The 21,922-nt window shown below is 45.4% G+C and carries 18 protein-coding genes; 9 read left to right on the forward strand and 9 right to left on the reverse strand.

Annotation, left to right across the window (positions count from 1 at the left end):
• Positions 1–9: 9 nt before the first annotated feature.
• Positions 10–1,908 carry a pyruvate dehydrogenase complex dihydrolipoyllysine-residue acetyltransferase gene (gene aceF / locus R7E42_RS18580; RefSeq protein ID WP_005386611.1) on the forward strand — a complete coding sequence of 633 codons (1,899 nt, stop codon included), beginning with the start codon at positions 10–12 and terminating at the stop codon, positions 1,906–1,908.
• 267 nt (positions 1,909–2,175) lie between these two features.
• Positions 2,176–3,603: a dihydrolipoyl dehydrogenase gene (gene lpdA / locus R7E42_RS18585; protein WP_005379993.1), complete on the forward strand. Its 1,428-nt coding sequence runs from the start codon at positions 2,176–2,178 to the stop codon at positions 3,601–3,603.
• Between the two features lie 146 nt (positions 3,604–3,749).
• Here the strand turns inward: lpdA and opaR are convergent, their stop codons facing one another.
• Positions 3,750–4,364: a transcriptional regulator OpaR gene (gene opaR, locus R7E42_RS18590; protein WP_005379994.1), complete on the reverse strand. Its 615-nt coding sequence runs from the start codon at positions 4,362–4,364 to the stop codon at positions 3,750–3,752.
• A 319-nt stretch (positions 4,365–4,683) separates the two neighbouring features.
• Here opaR and hpt point away from each other — a divergent pair, with 319 nt between their 5' ends.
• Complete coding sequence (hpt, locus tag R7E42_RS18595) at positions 4,684–5,214, forward strand: hypoxanthine phosphoribosyltransferase (RefSeq protein WP_005379995.1); 531 nt, start codon at positions 4,684–4,686, stop codon at positions 5,212–5,214.
• A gap of 77 nt (positions 5,215–5,291) precedes the next feature.
• Here the strand turns inward: hpt and can are convergent, their stop codons facing one another.
• Positions 5,292–5,960, reverse strand: coding sequence for a carbonate dehydratase (gene can / locus R7E42_RS18600; protein ID WP_005379996.1), 669 nt, complete (start codon positions 5,958–5,960; stop codon positions 5,292–5,294).
• Positions 5,961–6,241: 281 nt separating this feature from the next.
• Here can and R7E42_RS18605 point away from each other — a divergent pair, with 281 nt between their 5' ends.
• The 4 genes from R7E42_RS18605 (at position 6,242) to R7E42_RS18620 (ending at position 10,908) form a co-directional block, all read left to right on the forward strand.
• On the forward strand, positions 6,242–7,912 hold the full coding sequence (locus tag R7E42_RS18605) for a SulP family inorganic anion transporter (RefSeq protein ID WP_005379997.1): 1,671 nt from the start codon (positions 6,242–6,244) through the stop codon (positions 7,910–7,912).
• Between the two features lie 250 nt (positions 7,913–8,162).
• Complete coding sequence (locus tag R7E42_RS18610) at positions 8,163–9,080, forward strand: ABC transporter ATP-binding protein (protein WP_206954813.1); 918 nt, start codon at positions 8,163–8,165, stop codon at positions 9,078–9,080.
• Positions 9,081–9,851: an ABC transporter permease gene (locus R7E42_RS18615; protein ID WP_005386598.1), complete on the forward strand. Its 771-nt coding sequence runs from the start codon at positions 9,081–9,083 to the stop codon at positions 9,849–9,851. It begins immediately after the preceding gene.
• 127 nt (positions 9,852–9,978) lie between these two features.
• Complete coding sequence (locus R7E42_RS18620; protein WP_318072913.1) at positions 9,979–10,908, forward strand: Kdo(2)-lipid IV(A) acyltransferase; 930 nt, start codon at positions 9,979–9,981, stop codon at positions 10,906–10,908.
• Between the two features lie 53 nt (positions 10,909–10,961).
• On the opposite strand, the gene panC is transcribed toward R7E42_RS18620, so the two are convergent.
• From panC to sfsA, 7 genes are all read right to left on the reverse strand, one after another.
• Positions 10,962–11,867 carry a pantoate--beta-alanine ligase gene (gene panC, locus R7E42_RS18625; protein WP_005380005.1) on the reverse strand — a complete coding sequence of 302 codons (906 nt, stop codon included), beginning with the start codon at positions 11,865–11,867 and terminating at the stop codon, positions 10,962–10,964.
• An 11-nt stretch (positions 11,868–11,878) separates the two neighbouring features.
• Positions 11,879–12,673 carry a 3-methyl-2-oxobutanoate hydroxymethyltransferase gene (gene panB / locus R7E42_RS18630; RefSeq protein WP_005386592.1) on the reverse strand — a complete coding sequence of 265 codons (795 nt, stop codon included), beginning with the start codon at positions 12,671–12,673 and terminating at the stop codon, positions 11,879–11,881.
• A gap of 24 nt (positions 12,674–12,697) precedes the next feature.
• Positions 12,698–13,183 (reverse strand): 2-amino-4-hydroxy-6-hydroxymethyldihydropteridine diphosphokinase, encoded by a 486-nt coding sequence (gene folK / locus R7E42_RS18635; protein WP_017635910.1) that lies wholly within the window; start codon positions 13,181–13,183, stop codon positions 12,698–12,700.
• Positions 13,180–14,547, reverse strand: a complete 1,368-nt coding sequence (pcnB, locus tag R7E42_RS18640; protein WP_005386589.1) for a polynucleotide adenylyltransferase PcnB — start codon at positions 14,545–14,547, stop codon at positions 13,180–13,182. Before pcnB ends, folK begins: the two co-directional genes overlap by 4 nt.
• A 102-nt stretch (positions 14,548–14,649) precedes the next feature.
• Positions 14,650–15,513 carry a tRNA glutamyl-Q(34) synthetase GluQRS gene (gene gluQRS / locus R7E42_RS18645; RefSeq protein ID WP_005386586.1) on the reverse strand — a complete coding sequence of 288 codons (864 nt, stop codon included), beginning with the start codon at positions 15,511–15,513 and terminating at the stop codon, positions 14,650–14,652.
• A gap of 95 nt (positions 15,514–15,608) precedes the next feature.
• A complete protein-coding gene (gene dksA / locus R7E42_RS18650; protein ID WP_005386584.1) occupies positions 15,609–16,055 on the reverse strand; it encodes an RNA polymerase-binding protein DksA in 447 nt (148 codons plus the stop codon).
• A gap of 136 nt (positions 16,056–16,191) precedes the next feature.
• Positions 16,192–16,908: a DNA/RNA nuclease SfsA gene (gene sfsA / locus R7E42_RS18655; protein WP_005380023.1), complete on the reverse strand. Its 717-nt coding sequence runs from the start codon at positions 16,906–16,908 to the stop codon at positions 16,192–16,194.
• 66 nt (positions 16,909–16,974) lie between these two features.
• Here sfsA and hrpB point away from each other — a divergent pair, with 66 nt between their 5' ends.
• Together hrpB and mrcB are read left to right on the forward strand one after the other, a co-directional pair.
• Complete coding sequence (gene hrpB, locus R7E42_RS18660) at positions 16,975–19,443, forward strand: ATP-dependent helicase HrpB (protein ID WP_318072914.1); 2,469 nt, start codon at positions 16,975–16,977, stop codon at positions 19,441–19,443.
• Complete coding sequence (mrcB, locus tag R7E42_RS18665) at positions 19,436–21,808, forward strand: penicillin-binding protein 1B (RefSeq protein ID WP_318072915.1); 2,373 nt, start codon at positions 19,436–19,438, stop codon at positions 21,806–21,808. The genes hrpB and mrcB overlap by 8 nt, the downstream gene beginning before the upstream one ends.
• Positions 21,809–21,922 lie beyond the last annotated feature (114 nt).

Below are 21,922 nucleotides of genomic sequence, written 5' to 3' on the forward strand. Positions count from 1 at the left end.
AGATAAGAAATGGCAATCGAAATTAATGTACCAGACATCGGTGCGGATGAGGTTGAAGTTACTGAGATTCTTGTAAGCGTTGGCGACAAGGTTGAAGAAGAGCAGTCTCTGATCACAGTTGAAGGCGATAAAGCTTCTATGGAAGTTCCTGCTTCTCAAGCGGGTATCGTTAAAGAAATCAAAGTTGCAGAAGGCGACAAGGTTTCTACTGGTTCTCTAATCATGATTTTCGAAGCCGAGGGTGCAGCTGACGCTGCACCTGCTCCTGCGGCAGAAGCAGCTCCAGCAGCAGCTCCAGCTCCAGCAGCAGCGGCAGAACTAAAAGAAGTTCACGTACCAGACATCGGTGGTGATGAAGTAGAAGTTACTGAAATCATGGTTGCCGTTGGCGACAGCATCGAAGAAGAGCAATCTCTTCTAACTGTTGAAGGCGACAAAGCTTCTATGGAAGTTCCAGCGCCATTCGCAGGTACTCTAAAAGAGATCAAAGTTGCAGCAGGCGATAAAGTATCGACTGGCTCACTTATCATGGTATTCGAAACAGCAGGTTCAGGCGCTCCAGCAGCACCAGCGGCAGCTGAAGCTCCTGCGGCAGCAGCTCCAGCAGCGTCTGCGGCAAAAGAAGTGAACGTTCCAGATATCGGCGGCGACGAAGTTGAAGTTACTGAGATCATGGTTGCGGTTGGCGACACAGTGGAAGAAGAGCAATCTCTAATCACTGTTGAAGGTGACAAAGCTTCTATGGAAGTTCCTGCACCATTCGCTGGCACAGTTAAAGAAATCAAGATTGCAGCTGGCGACAAAGTGTCTACTGGCTCACTAATCATGGTATTCGAAGTGGCGGGTGCAGCACCTGCTCCTGCAGCAGCTCCAGCTCCAGCTCAAGCGGCAGCACCTGCAGCTCCGGCTCCTAAAGCAGAAGCTCCAGCGGCAGCAGCTCCAGCAGCGACTGGCGATTTCAAAGAAAACGATGAGTACGCTCACGCGTCTCCAGTTGTTCGTCGTCTAGCGCGTGAATTTGGCGTTAATCTTTCTAAGGTTAAAGGTTCTGGTCGTAAGAGCCGTATCCTAAAAGAAGACGTTCAAGCTTACGTGAAAGATGCACTTAAGCGTCTTGAGTCTGGCGCAGGTGCAGCAGCATCTGGCAAAGGCGACGGCGCGGCTCTTGGTCTACTACCATGGCCAAAAGTGGACTTCAGCAAGTTTGGTGAGACAGAAGTTCAACCGCTATCTCGCATTAAGAAGATCTCTGGCGCAAACCTACACCGTAACTGGGTAATGATCCCGCACGTTACACAGTGGGATAACGCAGACATCACGGCTCTTGAAGCATTCCGTAAAGAGCAAAACGCGATTGAAGCGAAGAAAGACACTGGCATGAAGATCACACCACTTGTGTTCATCATGAAAGCGGTAGCTAAAGCGCTTGAAGCGTTCCCAGCGTTCAACTCTTCTCTATCAGAAGACGGTGAGAGCCTAATTCTGAAGAAATACGTGAATGTTGGTATCGCGGTAGATACACCAAACGGTCTAGTTGTTCCTGTATTTAAAGACGTGAACAAGAAAGGCATCTACGAGCTATCTGAAGAGCTAATGGCGGTTTCTAAGAAAGCACGTGCAGGCAAGCTAACAGCTGCTGACATGCAAGGTGGCTGTTTCACTATCTCTAGCCTAGGCGGTATCGGTGGTACGGCGTTTACTCCAATCGTAAACGCGCCAGAAGTTGGTATCCTAGGTGTGTCTAAGTCAGAAATGAAACCGGTATGGAACGGTAAAGAGTTCGAACCGCGTCTACAACTTCCACTGTCTCTATCATACGACCACCGTGTGATCGATGGTGCTGAAGGTGCGCGCTTCATCACTTACCTAAACTCATGTCTATCTGACATTCGTCGTCTAGTTCTGTAATAGAAATTAGATGAATGAGAGGCGGCAACTTAGCCGCCTCTGCTAATCATAATTACCGACAATTTGGTTATCAGCCTTGCTTCGTTCAGGGTTTTCACAATCGAATTGTTGTCTAGCTCACAGGCTAAATTGATTTACTTTTCACACCATTAACATCTCTGTAAACTGTTAGCGGTCTGAAAATAACTGTTTAAAACAAATCTCTCTTAAACATAAAAAATCGATACCCACTCAGCCTGTTAGGGATAATGACTACAAGAGGTCAAAATGAGCAAAGAAATTAAAGCCCAAGTTGTTGTACTTGGTTCTGGTCCTGCTGGTTACTCCGCTGCATTCCGTTGTGCGGACTTAGGTCTTGAAACTGTACTAGTTGAACGTTACAGCACGCTTGGCGGTGTATGTCTGAACGTGGGTTGTATCCCATCTAAAGCACTGCTTCACGTTTCTAAAGTAATTGAAGAAGCGAAAGCGATGGCTGACCACGGCGTTGTGTTCGGTGAGCCTCAAACAGACATCAGCAAAATCCGCATCTGGAAAGAAAAAGTTGTTAACCAACTAACTGGCGGCCTAAGCGGTATGGCTAAGATGCGTAACGTAACAGTAGTTAACGGTTACGGTAAGTTCACTGGCCCTAACTCTATCCTTGTAGAAGGCGAAGGTGAGCCAACAGTTGTTAACTTTGACAACGCAATCGTTGCGGCTGGTTCTCGTCCAATCAAACTGCCATTTATCCCGCATGAAGACCCACGTATTTGGGACTCTACTGACGCTCTTGAACTAAAAGAAGTGCCAGAAAAACTGCTTATCATGGGCGGTGGTATCATCGGTCTAGAAATGGGTACGGTTTACCACTCTCTAGGTTCTAAAGTTGAAGTTGTTGAAATGTTTGACCAGGTAATTCCTGCAGCAGACAAAGATATCGTGAAAGTATTTACTAAGCGTATCAAAGACAAGTTCAAGCTAATGCTAGAAACGAAAGTAACAGCAGTTGAAGCAAAAGAAGACGGTATCTACGTTTCAATGGAAGGCAAGAAAGCGCCAGCTGAAGCTGAGCGTTACGATGCGGTTCTAGTTGCTATCGGTCGTGTACCAAATGGTAAGCTAATCGACGGTGAAAAAGCGGGTCTAGAAATTGACGAGCGCGGCTTCATCAACGTTGATAAGCAAATGCGTACTAACGTTCCTCACATCTTCGCGATCGGTGATATCGTTGGTCAACCAATGCTTGCTCACAAAGGTGTGCATGAAGGTCACGTAGCTGCTGAAGTTATCTCTGGTAAGAAGCACTACTTCGACCCTAAAGTTATCCCTTCAATTGCGTACACTGAGCCAGAAGTGGCTTGGGTTGGTAAGACTGAAAAAGAAGCGAAAGAAGAAGGCATCAAGTACGAAGTAGCAACATTCCCATGGGCAGCATCAGGTCGTGCAATCGCATCTGACTGTGCAGACGGTATGACTAAGCTAATCTTCGACAAAGAAACTCACCGCGTAATCGGTGGTGCTATCGTTGGTACTAACGGTGGTGAACTACTTGGTGAAATTGGCCTTGCAATTGAGATGGGCTGTGATGCAGAAGATATCGCTCTGACTATCCACGCTCACCCAACTCTACACGAGTCTGTAGGTCTAGCTGCTGAAGTATTTGAAGGTTCAATCACTGACCTGCCAAACAAAAAAGCAGTTAAGAAGAAGTAAGTTTTTTTCTGACTGAATGATAGAAGCCGCTGCAGTGCAGCGGTTTTTTTATGCTTGTTATATAGAAATATAAATGTGTGCTGATCTGACAGCAGACAATAAAAAGCCCACCAAACGGTGGGCTGACATATATTACTAGTTAAGCTTTAGTGTTCACGGTTGTAAATGCAAAGCATATCTAAGTATGAATTCACTAGATGTTTCAGTTCCGCTTCACCTTTAGCGCGGTTCGCTTGGACAAACAGTGAGTAACAAATACCGTGGAACAGGTTTGCCAAGTGTTCTGAATCGTGCTGGTCACACACCTCACCGCGTTCAATTGCTTTAATGAACATGTTTTGTACCAGCAACTGGTTAGTACGGTTAGTTGAAACAAACAATGGCCATACTTCATCACGTGTTGAAGCACTCCACTCGAACCATACTTTTAGCCAGTGACAATCTTGGCTGACAAGCTCGATCATCGCATTAGTAATATTGGCGATGTTTTCACGTGCATGTAAGTCTAGGTCTATGTTATCCGATAGGAAGTTTGAGAACTGACGTACGACGTGATTGAGAACTTCATCCACCAAGTCTTCGCGTGTAGGGAAGTAGTTAAAAACAGTCGCTACAGAAACTTGAGCAATTTCTGCGATATCTGCGTGACCACCACGACCGATGCCGCGGCGCGCAAATACTTCCAATGCGATTTCCATTAACTGTTGCTTACGCTTAATTGGAGAAAGCCTAGTTCTAGGTCTCTTTGCAATTGAGTCCATATCCATTTTCCTTGCCATTTGAGTTGATATTGGGGGTAACCCCCTAATTGATTATTTTAATAGTTGCTTAAAGCAGTGATGAGTGTAATGGTGCATATGCACAAGGTCAACATCTGTAGAACAATTTATATACAGTAATGTCATTATTATTGATAAATTTAGCTATGAACTTTATAAAACTAAGACCTTCTTCCAAGATTTTTTGGCAACAGGATGCGACTTTCAACCCAATGAACGTGGTGATACACTACACGCCGTAAGATTAGGTGATCGTTTGCGTGCGACTTACCTCAACCCACAAATTTAGATTGAGCACAGTATGAAACATACAATAGAAGTCATGATTTCTGAGCAAGAAGTTCAGGAGCGAGTTCGTGAATTAGGCAAACAAATTACAGAGCGTTATCAAGGTAGTGAAGATCTTGTGTTGGTAGGCTTATTGCGAGGCTCATTTGTATTTATGGCAGACTTGGCACGTGCTATCGAACTGACTCACCAAGTTGATTTTATGACTGCGTCAAGCTACGGCAATACGATGGAAAGCTCACGTGACGTTCGTATCTTGAAAGATTTGGATGATGACATCAAAGGCAAAGACATTTTGCTTGTTGAAGACATCATTGATACAGGTAACACACTAAATAAAATCCGTGAGATCTTATCACTGCGTGAGCCGAAGTCTATCGCGATTTGTACGCTCCTAGATAAACCATCTCGTCGTGAAGTGAATGTTCCTGTGGATTGGATTGGTTTCGAAATCCCAGATGAGTTTGTCGTTGGGGTGGGTATTGATTACGCGCAGAAATACCGCCACTTACCATACATCGGTAAAGTTGTACCTCAAGAATAATTATTGAGTTCAGCATTAAAAATATAAAAAAACGCCCATCTAAGATGGGCGTTTTTCGTTCAACTTTTAGATGTGACTTAGCGACAAAGGAGCTTGTTGTCTGTATTTAGAATCGTCGAAAGAGCTTTCTGGTAAGACGCTTCTACGGTTTCCTTAGAGTTAGAACGAATGCCTAAGTACTCTAAGCGACCATCTTCAATTCCGTATACCACACCATGAATTTCAACATCTTGCCCACGCTCCCAAGCGTTTTGCAGGATGGTTGAGTTACCCAAGTTGTACACTTGCTCTGCAACATTAAGCTCGCCTAGTTTATCCGCTCGATCTTGTTGCGGCATTTGATCTAGGTAAGTGCGGTGTTTGAAATAGATATCTCTGATATGTAACAGCCAATTATTAATAAGACCTAGCTTAGGGTTATCAATGGCTGCGTTTACGCCACCACATCCATAGTGTCCACAGACAATGATGTGTTTAACCTTAAGCACGTCTACGGCGTACTGGACGACAGATAGACAGTTGAGATCAGTATGGATAACTTGGTTTGCAACATTCCGATGAACAAAGAGTTCACCTGAGTATAGCCCGGTTAGTCGCTCGGCAGGAACGCGGCTATCAGAGCAGCCAATCCAAAGAAAATCAGGCTTTTGCCCCTCAGCGAGTTTTGCGAAGTATTCAGGTCGATCAGATTTGATCTCTTGAGACCATTTCGAATTGTTTTCAAATAACTGTTTTATTTCCGGCATTTTGCAAACTACTTCCCTTAAAAGACAAAATCGCTGCCGCTGTTTGTGTGCACATGCAAGCGATCAGTGTTGTAACTATACACAATGTTACAATTTCGATCTCGTTAAATATTCGTCAGATAGGACTCATCTGACTAGTTTTCATTAAGAAAAAAGTAAAATCTGGTGAAACTATTTGTGGTGTGAATTTAGCCTTAATCTATTTATGGTTTAAATTTTCGCCTAGCTCGTTAAAGTAGTGATATTTTACTTTTTAAAATTGAATGCAGGGAAAATCAGCAGTGTTCGGTAGTCGTTTTGAAGATATCAATTTCAAAGGGGATGTATTTGGCGGGGTAACCACGGCGATTATCTCTCTCCCTCTGGCGTTAGCGTTTGGTGTTGCATCCGGAGCCGGTGCTGAGGCCGGCCTTTGGGGGGCAATAATGGTCGGTTTGTTTGCCTCGTTATTTGGTGGTTCTAATACGTTAATATCAGAACCGACAGGGCCAATGACGGTAATCATGACCGCAGTATTAACCAGTATGATGGCGAAATACCCAGAAACGGGCATGGCTATGACTTTCACGGTTGTCATGATGGCTGGCGCGTTCCAAATCCTATTGGGGACGTTAAAACTGGGTAAATATGTTACCTTGATGCCTTACAGCGTTATTTCCGGGTTTATGTCTGGCATTGGTGTGATTCTTATCATTCTGCAGTTATCGCCTTTGATGGGACATGCTGCGCCTTCAGGGGGAGTACTCGGAACGTTATCTGCTTTGCCGGAGACCATTTCTAACCTTAAGTTCAGTGAGTTGTTTTTGGGACTACTGACTTTGGGGATTCTTTTTTTCTTCCCTAAGCAATATCGTAAATACGTTCCTGCACAGCTCGTGGCATTGGTCGCGGTAACGTTATTGTCTGTGATTCTCTTTGATACAGAAGATATTCGTCGTATCGGTGAAATTCCTGCTGGGTTACCTTCTCTCGTCGCCCCTTATATTGACACAGATATGTTTGTCGAGATGGTCATTGATGCATTAGTGCTCGGCACGTTAGGTTGTATTGATACTTTGTTAACGGCGGTTATCGGTGACTCATTAACTCGTAAAGAACACGACTCAGATAAAGAGCTGCGAGGTCAAGGGTTAGCTAACATGATCTCTGGCTTGTTTGGTGCGCTGCCGGGGGCGGGAGCTACCATGGGGACGGTAACGAATATCCAAGTTGGGGCTCGTTCGCCATTATCTGGTGTGATTCGTGCACTAATGTTGGCGTTGGTTGTACTGGTTGCTGGCGGGTTAACAGAGCCAATCCCGATGGCTGTGTTAGCAGGCATTGCGGTGTATGTTGGCTTTAACATCCTAGACTGGAGCTTTATTCAGAGGGCACATAAGGTAAGCTTTTCCGGAATGGCGGTGATGTATGGCGTTATGTTGCTTACAGTATTCGTTGATCTTATCGTTGCGGTGGGTTTAGGCGTCTTTATCTCGAACATTATCATCATCGAGCGTTTGAGCCGAGAGCAGGCGCGACAAGTAAAAGCGATCAGCGACGCGGATGAAGATGATGTGCCGCTGACTGACAGCGAGCGTGGTTTGTTGGATCGTGCTAATGGTAAAGTGCTGTTCTTTTATCTTTCCGGTCCGATGATCTTTAGTGTTTCTAAAGCCATTTCACGTCAGCACTCTAGTATTTCGGACTATGACGTGATGATTCTCGATCTTACGGATGTACCAATGATTGATGTGACCGTCGGTTTGGCGTTAGAGAATGCGATTAAGGATGCTCTCGATGCCAATTGTGCCGTGTATTTATTATGCCCGAATGAGCGGACACGAGAACAGCTAGAGAAATTCCATGTGATTGACCTTGTGCCTGATGAAAATATGTACCAATTCCGTTACGAAGCATTGAATGCGGCGGTGGCACATGTTGAGGCAGACCAGTATCAGCGCATAACGGCGTAATCATTCTGACAGTTAAAAACGCAACAGTTTCCTGTTGCGTTTTTTTATGCTCTATTTTGTCTTACTTAGAGATAACCTTTACGAGGTAAGGGTTATATTTCCAATATTATCGAAAGGTTCATTTGTAATCATCGTTATTCAACGATAAACTGATGGACCTCCAGTACGATACCCAAGGCGATTTTGTAGTAAACCGCTGATAAATATGAGTCGGTATTAGTAATCACAAACAAACGGCAATCAAGACCTTATGTACGCATTAGAAATTGAACAACTGCGCAAGACGTATGCAGGTGGCTTTGAGGCGTTAAAAGGTATAAGTCTCCAAGTGAAAAAGGGTGACTTCTACGCGCTTCTGGGTCCCAATGGTGCAGGAAAATCGACCACGATTGGCATCATTTCCTCCTTAGTGAATAAAACCTCCGGAACGACGAAAGTTTTCGGTTATGACATTGATACCGACCTCGAATTGGCCAAGCAGAATTTAGGCTTGGTGCCACAAGAGTTCAACTTCAACCAGTTTGAAACCGTTGAGCAAATTGTGATGCAGCAAGCAGGCTATTACGGTGTGTCTAAAGTATTAGCCAAAGAAAGAGCAGAAAAATACCTGAAAAAATTGGATTTATGGGAAAAACGCCAAGAGCGTGCTCGTAACCTATCCGGTGGGATGAAGCGTCGTTTAATGATCGCAAGAGCTTTGATGCACGAGCCGCAATTACTCATTTTAGATGAACCAACGGCTGGAGTGGATATTGAACTACGCCGCTCAATGTGGGGGTTTCTGAAAGAGATCAACCAAGAGCAAGGAATTACGATTATTTTAACGACACACTACCTAGAAGAAGCAGAGATGCTGTGTCGAAATATCGGCATCATTAATCGTGGTGAGCTGATTGAAAACACCACCATGAAGGCGTTACTAGGTAAGCTACGCGTCGAAACATTTATCTTGGATGTTGAGTCAGAAGTCGAGGTGCCTGAGCTTGAAGGTGTTAATCGACAAAGTATTGTTGATGGCTCTTTAGAGATAGAACTAGATAAAAGCCAAGGATTGAATTCGGTATTCAGTCAGTTAACCGAGCATGGCATTAAAGTTCTCTCAATGCGTAACAAAGCCAACCGACTTGAAGAGTTGTTTGTCAGCATTGTAAGAGAGGGGAGTAATTAAATGTACGGTTTATATTGGACGGCATTTCGCAGCTTGCTGAGCAAAGAAGTCACTCGTTTTACACGTATTTGGGTGCAAACCTTAGTGCCGCCAGCCATTACGATGACGTTGTACTTCATCATTTTCGGTAATCTTATTGGCTCTCGAATTGGTGAGATGAGCGGCTTTAGTTACATGGAGTACATTGTTCCAGGTTTGATCATGATGTCGGTGATCACCAACTCATACTCGAACGTGGCGTCGTCATTCTTTAGTGCAAAGCTACAGAAGAATATTGAAGAACTGCTGGTGGCACCGGTACCAAACTATGTGATTATTGCTGGCTATGTGATGGGCGGCGTGACTCGAGGTTTGTTGGTCGGTGCAATTGTTACCTGTGTGTCACTTTTGTTCGTTGATTTGCAAGTGGAGCACTGGGGCATTATTGTCGCGACTGTCTTCATGACGTCGGTTGTATTTGCTCTCGGTGGCTTGATCAATGCGGTTTACGCAAAAACGTTTGACGATATTTCGATCATCCCTACGTTTGTATTGACTCCTTTAACTTACTTGGGAGGAGTCTTTTATTCGATCAGTCTGCTGCCTGAATTTTGGCAAGGCGTTTCTAAGATCAACCCAATTGTGTACATGGTGAATGCGTTCCGCTACGGCTTTTTAGGTGTCTCGGATGTGGGCATTGTCACTTCATTTAGTGTACTTGCAGTGTTTGTTGTTGCACTGTATGCCATTGCGCATTATCTAGTAACCAAAGGGATTGGGCTAAGAAGCTAAGCCATTCTCATAAAGCAAAGAGCGGCGATTCACGCTGCTCTTTCGCGTGCATAACAATACATACCCATACAATTTTTCGGTTTTTATCATGGTAGGTTTCAATCATTTGTAATAAATGAGTGATCCTATGAATATTGTCCCGCCGCCGCCTTTCTCCTATCAGTTACTTAAGCCCAAATATTGGCCTGTATGGTTGGCATTTGGATCTTTAGCGATTCTTGTTAATGTACTGCCATACGTAGTATTGCGAATCTTAGGTAGAAGCATCGGCTGTATTGCGATGCATGTAATGAAGCGCCGACACAAGATCGCTCTGCGTAATCTCCAGCTGTGTTTCCCTGATTTTACGGATTGGCAATGTAAGGACGTAGTACGAAAAAACTTTCAATATACTGGAATGGCGATCATCGAAACCGGTATCGCTTGGTTTTGGCCAGATTGGCGGATACGTCGGATAACCTCTATTGTTGGAAAAGATCGTTTACTCGCTGAGGAAAAGAATGGACGTGGTGTGTTGGTGGTGTGCAGTCACCATTTAAACTTGGAGATAACCGCTCGTATTTTTAGCCAGTTTGCCCAAGGTTATGGCGTTTATCGCCCAAATTCGAATCCTGCTTATGAGTTTATTCAACATCGAGGTCGAACTCGTTTTGGACATCAAATGATTGATCGAAAAGACGTGAAATCAATGCTCAAAGTTCTGAAAAATGGTCATCGACTTTGGTATTTGCCCGACCATGATTATGGCGTTAGCCATTCTGTTTTTGCGCCGTTTTTTGCTGTTGAACAAGCGGCGAGTACCGTCGGGTCTAGTGTTCTCATTGATGCAACAAAGTGCGCGGTTATATCTGGCGTTACAGTGAGTAAAAATCACCATTACACGCTGTACATTGGAAAAGACATTAGCGAGCGTTTCGAGAGACGTAATGCGGTTAAAGCGGCAAGCATCTTGAACCAAGAGCTTGAGAAAATGATAAAACGTGATATTCCAGCGTGGATGTGGCTGCACAAGCGGTTTAAAACTCGCCCTGAAGGGTTAGATTGCGTCTATACGTAGAGTATAAAAAAGGTCGACTAAGAGTCGACCTTTTTACTTTTATGACTCAGAGCTTACTCTGCGCTCTCTGAGTTTGTATTGTTAGATTCAGCTTCTTCCTTCGCTTCGACAACCATATCTACCGTTTGGTTATCGATAAGACGAGCCTTGCCTAGGAACGCAGACATCAGAATGACAGCTTGTGTCGTTTCTGGTGTGATCACTTGTAATGTACGAGCATCACGAATGAAGATCTCATCAGGGTGCAGACCTGCAGCTCGAAGTTGGTCGCTTGCATCTTCGATGATCGATGCGTAGTCATCGCGGCCACCGCGAATGGCACTACTGATCCAACGCATTGTACGAGCAAGTACAGGCGCACGTTGACGCTCGTCCAGCGTAAGCAAGCCATTGCGTGAACTCATTGCTAAACCGTCCATTTCACGTACGGTTGGTACACCGATGATTTCAATGTCCATTGCTAGGTCATCAACCATCTTGCGGATAACAGCAAGTTGTTGGAAGTCCTTCTCGCCGAAGCACGCGACATCCGGTTGTACGATGTTAAACAGCTTATTCACAATCGTCGTCACGCCACGGAAATGACCTGGTCGAGACGCGCCTTCGAGAATTGTTGATAGGCCAGGGACATCGACGAAGGTTTGCTTATCCAGACCTTCTGGGTAGATAACTTCTGGTGTTGGCGTAAATACCACATCGACCCCTTCAGAGGTTAACTTGCTTAAGTCTTCCTCTAGCGTGCGTGGGTAATTATTTAAATCGTCAGCACGATCAAATTGCATCGGATTAACAAAGATGCTTACGACAACGATATCAGCGTATTCGCGTGCTTTACGCACTAAAGTTAAGTGGCCTTCGTGAAGGTTGCCCATGGTAGGGACAAACGCCACTTTACGACCTTCACGTTTAAAGGTTTTAAGGTGTTCACGAACTGCTGAGATTTCCGCAAAAGTTTGCATGCATTTATCCTCTAGGCAATGGTATGAGCGTCGTCTGGGAATACACCGTTGGCTACATCTTCAATGTATTTAGTAACGGCTTTGCGCATATCACCTGTTTCAGCAAGAAAGTTTTTGGAGAATTTCGGCATGTAGTTGGCAGAAATACCAAACATATCATGCATTACGAGAATTTGACCATCTGTTACGTTACCTGCACCAATACCGATAACAGGAACGTCAAGCACTTGCGTAATACGTTCAGCAAGCTCAGCTGGTACGCATTCTAGTAAGACGATTTGAGCGCCTGCTTCTTGCAGCGCTAATGCGTCTTTTACCATGCGGTCTGCTTTTTCTTGATCGCGACCTTGGATTTTGTAACCACCAAAAATATTAACAGCTTGAGGAGTTAAACCAAGATGAGCACAAACTGGAACTGATCGTTCAGTGAGCATTTTCACCGTGTCGACAAGCCAGTCACCACCTTCAATTTTTACCATATTGGCACCAGCACGCATCAGTTTAGCCGCATTTTCGCAAGCTTGCTCTGGCGTGGTGTAGCTCATGAATGGCATGTCTGCCATCAACAAACAATTTGGGCTACCAGCACGTACGCAACGAGTATGGTAAGCGATATCATCGACCGTTACTGGCAGAGTATCGTTGTGACCTTGCAAAACCATACCTAGAGAATCACCAACAAGAAGTACTGGCATTTCTTGGCTTTCAAACAGTTGGGCAAAGCTCGCATCATAAGCGGTTGAAGTAGCAAATTTACGACCTTCTTGCTTCCACTTGATTAGGTCGTTGATGGTCATTTTTTTCATGGTTTTATCCTTACTAGGAGTTGGCTATGACTGCCAGATACTGAGGCCGTTTCTATCTACTTGTTCCAGTAGTTCAGAGACCTCGGTCCCATCAGGGAGTTGTAAACTTGGTGCAATTTCCGCAAGAGGGTAGAGTACGAATTCACGCTCTTTCATTCCATAATGAGGAACGATCAGCCTCTCGGAATTAATCACCTCATTGCCATAAAGCACAATGTCGAGGTCCAAGGTTCTTGGTCCCCAGCGTTCGTCTTTACGGACACGACCTTGTTCTTGCTCTATAGCTTGTGTGCAATTGAGCAATTCAATAGGCGTCAAACTGGTGTTAATAGACACAACCGCATTGATGTAATCCGGTTGGTTTTGTGGCCCCATTGGCGTGCTGCTGTATAGCGAAGAAGCTTGAACAAACTCTGATTTAGGCAGCGTTTTTAATGCTTCAATCGCTTGCTTTGCTTGGCTGACAGGATCAGCCAAGTTACTGCCTACCGCAATGTACGCTGTAATCATGATTTGGGCTTACTCTTTTTCTTGCGATAAGTTTTACGGCGGCGCTGGCCTGTTTTCGGTGATTGACCGTCTAAGTCGGCAGCCATTGCTTGACGCATTTCTCGGCCTGCATTTTGAAAAGTTTCCCACCACTTGGCAAGCTTCTGAGTGTCACCACCTTCAATTTCACCGCGCATTTCAAGAAAATCAAAGCCAGCTCTAAATTTATTGAGCTCCATAAGACGGAATGCACGTTTACCGTTACGTCGTGGAAGACGAAGCTGTAACTGCCAAATCTCGCGAATGGTTGCGGTGTGGCGTCTTGGAATGGCAATTGTGCGAACTTGCTCGTCAAGAATGATGTTGCTCGCTTCCATAATGGCGTCGTAATGGCCTAAGTTGCGCTCTTCCATCAGTTCATCGGCTTTCGCACACAGTGGGTACCACAGCATTGCAGCAAACATAAATGCTGGATTGATGCGTTTCCCATCTTCGATGCGCATGTCGGTAGAATCTAGGACAAGATCCAACATCTGCTCAGTGTGAGAGGAGTAATCTTCTGTAAAGTGCGCTGCAATCGTCGGGAATAGTTGCTGGAATAGGTTGTACTCACGCAGTAGGTGGTAGGTTTCTAAGCCATGACCGGATTGCAATAATTTGAGTGACTCTTCAAAAAGACGCGCTGACGGAATGTCACCGAGCAACGGTGCCATGTGTTCGATTGGCGCTGCGGTGTCTTCTTCAATATCAAAGTCTAGTTTTACCGCGAAACGAACCGCACGCAGCATGCGCACAGGGTCTTCACGGTAGCGTGTTTCTGGATCACCAATCAGTCGAATTAGGCGATCTTCTAAATCTTCAATACCACGTGCGTAGTCGTGAATCGAGTAATCTGCGATGTTGTAGTACATCGAGTTAATCGTGAAATCACGGCGCTCAGCATCTTCATCGATGGTGCCGTAGACGTTGTCACGCAGCAGCATACCCTCTTTTGATTGCTGAGAAATGCTCTTATTCTTTTGCTCTTGGTGGTGACCACGGAATGTCGCAACCTCAATGATGTCTCGGCCAAACATAATATGAGCCAAGCGGAAGCGGCGACCAATCAAACGGCAGTTACGAAATAGCTGTTTGATCTGTTCCGGCGTTGCGTTGGTCGCAATGTCAAAATCTTTTGGTTTTTGTCCAAGCAGTAAGTCTCGAACCCCGCCACCCACAAGAAAAGCATCGAAACCAGCACCATTTAGGCGGTACAGTACCTTCAGCGCATTATCACTGATCTGCTTACGCGAAATGTTGTGCTCTTCACGAGTTATTACATTGAGAGCGAGCTCTGGAATTGTGGCAGGTTCGCTTGGTGTATAGTCGTTTGTATTCATGTGCATCTGGCAATAACTGGGTTTAATCCAATCTTGCTTTGGTTAGTTTTATACGCCTCTAGGGCCTAATTTGCGGCTAATGATAGCCTACACAATGCCATTTGAGAATCACGGTGTGATCTCGATCTCTGCTGGAAGCTGTTCCAAGCGCCAGTTTTCGCAGCCCCAACGAAGAATATCTTCTATGTTGGCCGCCCTTACGGTTTCAGGTATCTCGAAACCTAAAAATGTCATGGCGCGCAATAGAGTAGGTTTTGGTGTATCTATATCAATAGCCGTCGCGTGATTTTGTTTCGACAATTTATTGCCGTTGTTGTCCATCGCCAATGGTAAATGCAAGTAGCTAACTTCAGGCTGACCAAGTATTTGGTACAGGCTAATTTGACGCCCTGTCGGCTCGATTAAGTCTGCACCTCGCACGACTTCTGTGACGCCTTGGTCGATGTCGTCCAATACTACCGCAAGATTATAAGCAAATAATCCATCTCGACGTTTAATAATGAAATCTTCATTAACGAGTTGCTCTGGAATAGTAATGGTTCCCCGCTTTTGGTCGAGGAAATGAGCGACAGGCTTGGTCATTTTTAGGCGAATCGCGCCGTCTTTCAAGTTTTTATCGCGGCAAGTGCCAGGATAAAAACCGCCATGCTCTTTAATTTGCTTACGAGTACATTGGCAATAATAGGCTTCCCCATTTTCGAGCCATTTGTTTATTTGAGCTTGGTAAAGGTCGTGACGTTCGCTCTGGTATACCACTTCTCCATCCCAATGCAGCTGATAGGCCTTGAGTGCCTCTAGGATAAGTTGCGCTGCACCTGGCATTTCTCTTGGTGGGTCTAAGTCCTCAATACGTACTAACCAAGCTCCGTTTTGTGCTTTCGCTTGAAAATAACTGCCAAGAGCGGCAATCAGTGAACCAAAATGCAGTGGACCAGAAGGAGATGGGGCGAATCGACCTACATAGCGTGTCATGCGTGTATCTCGAATTTAGTAAACAAATAGGGTGCGAAGATAGCCAAAACAAAAAGGGAGCCTGAGCTCCCTTCAACAATCATAATGCTGGGTGATTAACCTTGCATTTGCTTCTCTTTGATTTCTGCAAGTGTTTTACAGTCAATACAAAGGTCAGCGGTTGGACGTGCTTCAAGACGGCGAACGCCAATCTCTACGCCACAAGACTCACAGAAGCCAAAATCGTCTTCTTTGATTTTATCCAAAGTCTTTTCAATCTTCTTGATCAAACGGCGTTCGCGGTCACGGTTACGCAGTTCTAGGCTGAACTCTTCCTCTTGAGAGGCGCGGTCAACTGGATCTGGGAAGTTTGCTGCTTCGTCCTGCATGTGGTGAACAGTACGATCCACTTCAGCTCTTAGCTGGTCGCGCCAAGCTGTTAAGATTTTCGTAAAGTGTTCAACCTGCTCTGGTGACATGTACTCTTCACCAGGTTTTTCCTGATATGGCTCCACGCCGGCAATGGCTAGGATGCCTATCGTTTTCTTCTTTGATTCTGGCATACAGCATCTCCTACTTACACCTAGTCAACTGCTACGCAGTCAATTTAAGGCGGGTATCTATAGCAAAAAGAGGCGGTGCAAGCAAATACTGAATCGCAAAGTTATCGTCAATGTGAAGACGACATCATTTTTTCTCTTAATTGATAAAATCAATAGCGGAAATCAGCTTCATTCCAGTATCGCTCAGTTCAGCTTTGTAGCAGAGAACTTCCACTCCAGCGTCTTGTGCTTGTTTGAGTAATAGTGAATATTTCGCGTCTATATGGTGCGCCGCGGATACTTTTTCAATACCTGAATGTAAAACAGTGAATAAAAGTATGGCTCTACTTCCATTTTGTGCCATTTCTGTGAGCTCTCTCAGGTGTTTTTGTCCCCGAGTCGTGACCGCATCTGGGAAGTATCCTTGTCCAGTAGAGTCGGTCTCATCAAGAAGAGTGACGCTTTTCACTTCTATATAGCACTTTGGCTTGTCGTCTGCGCTGAGCAAGATATCAATTCGGCTATTTTCATTGCCGTATTTCACCTCAGTTTGAAGTGTGTCATAACCATAAAGCTCTGAAATGACATTATTTTCAATAGCCTCTACGGCTAATTGATTGGCACGCGCGGTGTTGATACAAATACGGTGGCCTTGTTCGGTCTCACTCAACTCCCAACTATTGGGGTATTTTCGTTTCGGGTTGTCGGAAGTAGAAAACCAAACTTTGTTTCCGGGCGTTGCACAACCCGTCATTGCACCTGTATTTGCGCAGTGGATTGTACGGATTTCACCAGTATCGAGCTCGATATCGGCAAGAAAGCGTTTATAACGTTTGAGTAGAGTGGCGGACTCTAAAGCGGGTGTGAAATGCATTTGCTTATTTAGACAAAAAATTTTTTATGTACAATGTTGCCACCATTACACCATAAGGTATTTCCTTTGTCACAATTGCCGATTGAAGCCGTGATGCCTGAGTTGCTGACGGCGGTCAAAAATCAACATCAAGTGATCTTAAAAGCGGCGCCTGGTGCCGGTAAGTCGACTTACTTCCCTTTGCAGTTACTCTTAAATCATTCGGTTGCTGGAAAAATCATCATGCTTGAGCCAAGACGACTCGCGGCGCGTAACATTGCCCGTTATCTTGCTGAGCAATTGGGAGAACAAGTTGGTCAACGCGTGGGTTATCGAGTTCGTGGCGAGGCAAAGGTAAGTTCTGCAACGCAGCTGGAGATCGTGACCGAAGGGATCATGACCAGGATGATCCAAACTGACCCTGAACTGGATGGGGTTGATCTACTGATCTTTGATGAGTTTCATGAACGCAGCATTCATGCCGATACCGCTTTGGCATTCAGTTTAGAAGTTCAAGAGGCATTGCGAGACGATCTCAAGCTGGTGGTAATGTCGGCAACGCTTGACCAACAAGCATTACAATCGTTGTTGCCGGAAGCCAGTTACATTGAATCTGAAGGGCGCAGCTTTGATGTGGCAATGCGCTACCAGCCGTTAGGTGTGAACGAGCATTTACCTACGAGTATGGCAAAAACAATAGAAAGTCTTATGAACAAAGAGTCTGGATCTTTGTTAGCTTTCCTACCGGGTGTTGGTGCCATAAAACAAGTTGAAGAGCGGTTGTCTCATTTAGCGGATGATATCGACGTATGCCCACTTTATGGTCAACTGAGCTTTGCAGATCAACAAAAAGCGATTACGCCAGCAGAACAAGGTAAGCGTAAAGTCGTTCTAGCGACCAACATTGCAGAAACTTCACTAACGATTGAAGGCATTCGCCTCGTCGTTGATTCTGGGTTAGAGCGTATTGCCCGCTTTGATTTGAAAAACGGTTTAACACGCTTAGAGCAAACACGCATTGCACAGTCTTCAGCGATTCAGCGTACAGGACGAGCGGGACGAATAGAAGAGGGCATTTGTGTTCGTCTTTATTCTGAAAACCAGTTCAAGCAGCAACCGCTGGTTCCCCAACCCGAAATTTTGCATTCCGATTTAGCTAGTTTAGTTATGGAGCTTGCCTTTTGGGGAGCGAGTGATATCCACGATCTAAAGTGGCTTGATGTTCCCGCTAATGCGTCATTGGAACAAGCGAAGCAGCTATTGGTGTCATTGGGACTACTGACGGAAAAAGGGCAATTAACGTCCGAAGGAAAACAGGCGCATGAACTAGGCGTTGAGCCTCGTGCGGCTGCGATGCTAATTAAAGCGCAATCTTACAGTGATAAGATGTTAAATGCTGCTTTGGCGGCGGTCGCACTGATTGAAGAGCCAGAGAGAAATGTTACCAATATCGCTTATAGCTTGCATCGTTGGCTTGTTGGTACTCATCCAAAAAAGTCGATGTTGTTCAAGCGTGCTCAATCTCTGGCGTACAAATTGGATACGGTATTTGACCTGAAAGGCGTGGATGAAGATGCATTACCGCTGGTGTTAAGTTTGGCATTTCCAGATCGCATTGCACAGCAGCGCACAAATCAATTTGGGCGATTTACTTTGGCTAATGGTCATGGTGCAGAATGTCGTCAGGAAGACATGCTAGGTGGCTGTGAGTATTTGGTTGCCGTTGACTTAATGCGTTCTCATTCTAATTCAAGTCAAATTCATTCGGCATGTGAATTGGATGTCAATATATTGCGAACGACCTTTGATACGCTATTTTCGTCTGAAGAAGTAGTGGACTGGGATGAAAAAAGAGGCCGTCTAATAGCTGAGCGACAAACAAAACTCGGTCTGCTGGTCGTTGAAAGCGAGCTGTTGCCAAGCCCTGGCAAAGAAAAAATGACACAAGCTTTACTCACGTATGTCCGCCGCCAGGGCTTACAGAGTCTAAACTGGACACCGGCAGCGGAGAGCTTGTTAGCTCGGATTCGTTGTGCGGTGGAATGGTTACCTGAGCAGTCATGGCCAATGTTTGATGAAGTCAGTTTGCTGGATTCATTAGAGGAGTGGTTAGAACCATACATGACGTCTGTCAGTTCGGTTAAAGACCTGAGCAAGATAAACTTGGTCGAAGCGCTTAATGCTCGATTAGGTTGGCCACTCAATCAACAACTGGATGAATGGTTACCTGAGCATTACCAACTGCCCACAGGTTCAAAGAAGCGTATCCGTTACCAATATGGCCATGAGCCGATATTATCGGTGCGTATGCAAGAAGTATTTGGGGAGAGTGGTTCCCCAACGGTGGCTCTTGGCCGCAAGCGTTTGGTGCTTGAACTGCTTTCACCGGCACAACGTCCATTGCAAGTAACGTCGGACTTGGCGGCTTTCTGGAACGGAAGCTACAAAGACGTTCAAAAAGAGATGAAAGGGCGCTACCCAAAACACGTTTGGCCAGATGATCCTGCCAATCATGTAGCAACAACGAAAACAAAAAGACAATTGAATAATGACTGACAGCAAGAAGCCTAGCGCGAAAAAAGCGCCAGCGAAGAAAAGTACAACCAATAAAGGAGCCGCAAAACAGACTCGACGTACGCCGAGTAAAAAGCCGACTAACGAGAAACGTTCGTGGTTGAAAGTTCTGTGGTCGTTTAGCTGGAAAGCTGGCGTTGCACTTGCCGCTGTTTTGCTGTTTGTTGGGATTTACTTAGATAGTGTGGTGAAAGAACGCTTTGAAGGCCAGCTGTTTGAGCTGCCAACGGTGGTTTATGCCCGTATCTTGAATCTAAGCCCTGGTGAGAATATCACCATCCAAGAACTGCGCAACGAGCTAGATGTGTTGAATTACCGTAAAGTGAGTCAACCTCGTTACCCAGGCGAATATTCCTCTTCTTCCACTCGGATTGAATTGATTCGTCGTCCATTCGAGTTTGCCGATGGTCCCGAGCCGGATCGTCACATTATGCTGCATTTCTCTGATTCCGGTTTGCAACGTATTCAGTCTTTAGAATCTCGAGGAGACCTTGGTTACTTGCGCCTAGAACCGAAGATGTTGGGCATGCTGGAGAAAGACCGTGATGAACAGCGCCTTTTCTTACGTCGTGATCAGTTCCCTGAAATTTTGGTGGATGCACTGCTTGCGACCGAAGACCGGGATTTTTATCAACATGACGGGGTGTCACCGCTCGCGATTGCACGTGCATTGGTTGCGAACATTAAGGCGGGTCGTACTGTTCAAGGTGGTAGTACGCTGACTCAGCAATTGGCAAAAAACCTGTTTTTGACTCGTGATAAAACACTGTGGCGTAAAGTTCGAGAAGCGTATATCGCGCTAATTTTGGATTACCGTTACAGCAAAGATCGTATCTTAGAAGCCTACCTAAACGAAGTGTACCTAGGTCAAAGTGGAGGTGAAGCGATCCACGGGTTTGGCTTGGCGTCGCGTTACTATTTTGGGCAGCCAATTCAGGAGTTGCGAATCGATCAACTGGCGATGTTAGTTGGGATGGTAAAAGGACCGTCTTACTACAACCCAATTCGTTACCCTGAGAGAACGAAAGAGCGTCGTGATCTCGTTCTGCGCCTGTTAATGCAGCAAAACATGTTGACTTCAGAGCAGTATGAACAAGCTGTAAGTCGTCCACTCGATACGCAAAGCAAGCCACGTATTGCGAGCCGTCAGCCAGCTTATTTCCAACAATTGAGCATTGAATTAAAAGAAAAAGTTGGGGAGCGATTTAAAGCAGAGACCGGACTGCGCGTATTTACGTCTCTGGACCCAGTATCGCAAAGCAAAATGGAACAAGCTATCGCGAAAAAGATCCCAGAACTAGCTAAACGGGGTGGTAAAGAGTTAGAAGCCGCTGCTGTGGCCGTTGATCGCCATAGTGGTGAAATCCGTGCGATGGTTGGTGGTAAACGTGTCGGTTATGAAGGCTTTAACCGCGCGCTCAATGCCAGTCGTCCAATTGGTTCTTTAGTGAAACCAGCGATTTACTTAACGGCTCTAGAACAACCGGATAAATACAACCTAGGCACGACGCTACACGACACGCCGTTAAGTCTGAAGAGCAGTAAAGGTAACGTGTGGACGCCGCGCAACTACGATAGAAAATATCGTGGTGATGTGCCACTTTACATTGCTTTAGCGAAATCACTTAACGTACCAACCGTGCGCTTAGGTATGGCACTTGGCATTCCTGAAGTCTCCAATACTTTAGAGCGTTTGGGCGTGAACAAAGACGAAATTCGCCCAGTGCCTTCGATGTTTTTGGGTTCGTTTTCTTTGACGCCATTCGAAGTCGCACAGATGTATCAGACTCTGACGAATTCAGGTAAGCGTGCAAAACTGACCGCTCTGCGCTCAGTCATGGATATGGAAGGTAATGTGCTGTATCAATCCTTGCCTCGTTCATCAAGAGCCGTGGATGAACAAGCAGCATGGCTAACGACCTACGCGATGAAACAAGGGGTTGCTCAAGGCACTGGCCGTTTCTTACAAAGCCAGTTTGGTTGGGCTGCATTGGCAGGAAAAACGGGTACCAGTAATGATAACCGCGATAGTTGGTTTGTCGGTGTTGATGGTCGTGAGGTGACGACAATTTGGCTAGGCCGCGACGATAATAAACCCGTGAATCTAACGGGGTCGAGTGGTGCATTACGAGTATACGCAGAGTACTTGAAGCAGCGTATTCCTGAGCGTTTAGAGCTCCCATGGCCAAGAGAAATCACCACATTAGGGTTCAAGCCTACATCTAATGGAGGTTTAGAAATGAACTGCCGTAGTGATTACAAACTGCCGGTTTGGGATAAAACCGGTCAGATAAAGCAACAGTGTGAGAAGAAATCAAACTGGTTAAATAGCATATTTGATTGGTAGCATCGCCAAATCAACAACATTAGCTTGTTTATCTGATTAATTCTTAGTACATATTAGGGCGTGTTAGTACAGTACTGCTAGCACGCCCTACTTGATCAGATATTCAATAAAGGA

The organism is Vibrio sp. Vb1337 (genome assembly GCF_033338715.1).
Taxonomy (GTDB): Bacteria; Pseudomonadota; Gammaproteobacteria; order Enterobacterales; family Vibrionaceae; genus Vibrio; species Vibrio alginolyticus.